The 1,635-nt window shown below is 72.7% G+C and carries 2 protein-coding genes; both read left to right on the forward strand.

Features of this window, described 5'->3' with window-relative positions; genetic code table 11:
• A partial coding sequence (locus NBW84_RS06950) for an FCD domain-containing protein (RefSeq protein ID WP_250282800.1) occupies positions 1-523 on the forward strand: 523 nt, incomplete at its 5' end.
• A gap of 31 nt (positions 524-554) precedes the next feature.
• The gene (locus NBW84_RS06955; protein WP_250282801.1) at positions 555-1,460 is read left to right on the forward strand and encodes an acyl-CoA thioesterase; all 906 of its coding nucleotides are present in this window, start codon (positions 555-557) and stop codon (positions 1,458-1,460) included.
• Positions 1,461-1,635 lie beyond the last annotated feature (175 nt).

Consider the following 1,635-nt stretch of genomic DNA (forward strand, 5'->3'; position numbering starts at 1 on the left):
CGCCGGCCCCCCGGCGGCGGACCGGCCGGCCGCCCGCACCCGGCCCGACCTGGCCACCGCGCTCACGGCACCCGCCGGCCAGCCAGCCCGGGAGGCCTGGGCCCCCGCGGCGTCATGCTCCGCGGTGACGGACTTCCACAACCTGCTGGTGGAACTCGCCGGCAACCAGACCCTGATCGTGCTCGCCGGGATGCTGCGTCACATCATCGGCATGGCGCGCGAGGATGCATCGGGCGCCGGTGCCGGTGCCGGCAGCAGCGGTGGGAGCACGGCACAGCCGGGCGCACCGGCGGCCGAGGACGACGGCCGCCAGACCTACCGGCAACTGGTCGCCCTGGTCGAGGCCGGCGCGGCGGACGAGGCCGAGGCGCTGTGGCGGGATCACCTGCTGGCGACGACGCCCACCCCCGGGCGCGCCCCGGCCACTGTCGTCGACCCGCGAGCCGAAATCCCCGGGCCGGCCCAGGACCATCGACGGCCCGGTGCCGCCTCCGCCGCGTCACGGGAAGCCGAAATCCCCTGAGTGCCATTGTTCGATGAAGCGCCGCCACCGGATGGGTAATGTGGATCAGGTGACGCGCGCCGAGGCCGACTCCCTGGTCGAGGTCCTCGACCTCGACCGCATCGAAACCAACATCTTCCGCGGTTGGTCGTGGCACACGGCGCCGACCCGGGTGTTCGGGGGCCACGTCGCGGCGCAGGCGCTCATCGCCGCCGGCCGGACGGTCGCCCCTGATCGCCCGGTGCACTCGCTGCACGCCTACTTCCTGCTACCAGGCGATCCCGGCGCGCCGATCGTCTACGATGTGGATCTGATCCGTGACGGACGGTCGTTCACGACCCGGCGGGTGGTCGCCATCCAGCACGGCCGGGCGATCTTCCACCTGTCCGCCTCCTTCCAGCGCGTCACCGACGGCCCGGAGCACCAGTCACCCATGCCGCCGGCAGCGCCGCCCGACGAGCTGCCCGTCAGCCTGCCCGAAGAGCTGCCCGAGTGGTCCCTGCCGAACGGCGGGAGCGTCGAGCCCTTCTTCTCCCGGTACCTCGACGTCCGGCTCGTACCGACCGAAGGCGCGGACGGCTCCGTCCAGCAGCCCGTGTGGTCCTCGCATGGGGAGCCGCACAGCCCGTACCAGCGGATGTGGTTCCGCGCCCGCGGGACGCTGCCCGCCGACCCGCTCTACCACGTCTGCGCGGTCACGTACGCGTCCGACCTGCGGCTGATCACGACGACCCTGCTTCCCCACCGGTCGACGGACGGCCGGACGATCTCGCTGGCCAGCCTCGATCACGCCATGTGGTTCCATCGGCCGTTCCGCGCGGACGAGTGGCTGCTCTACATCCAGGACAGCCCGTCGGCCGCGGGCTCCCGCGGCTTCGCCCGCGGCGAGATATACACCGCCGACGGCCGGCTCGTCGTCTCAGTCGCCCAGGAAGGCCTGATGCGCCTCCACTCCTGACAGTGAGGATGTAGGCGGGCCCCGCCGATCCACCGACCCGGCCGAGCGCATGGTGGGCACCCGGCGTCGGCCAACGGCCAGTGGCGCCCCGGTCACGTTCTCGTGTTTCTCCGTGCTCTGCCGTGTTCTGCCGTATTCGGCCGTGTTCGGCCGTGCTCTGCCGTGTTCGGCCGTG

The organism is Protofrankia sp. CiP1_Cm_nod2 (genome assembly GCF_920664355.1).
In the GTDB taxonomy this organism is placed as follows: Bacteria; Actinomycetota; Actinomycetes; order Frankiales; family Frankiaceae; genus Protofrankia.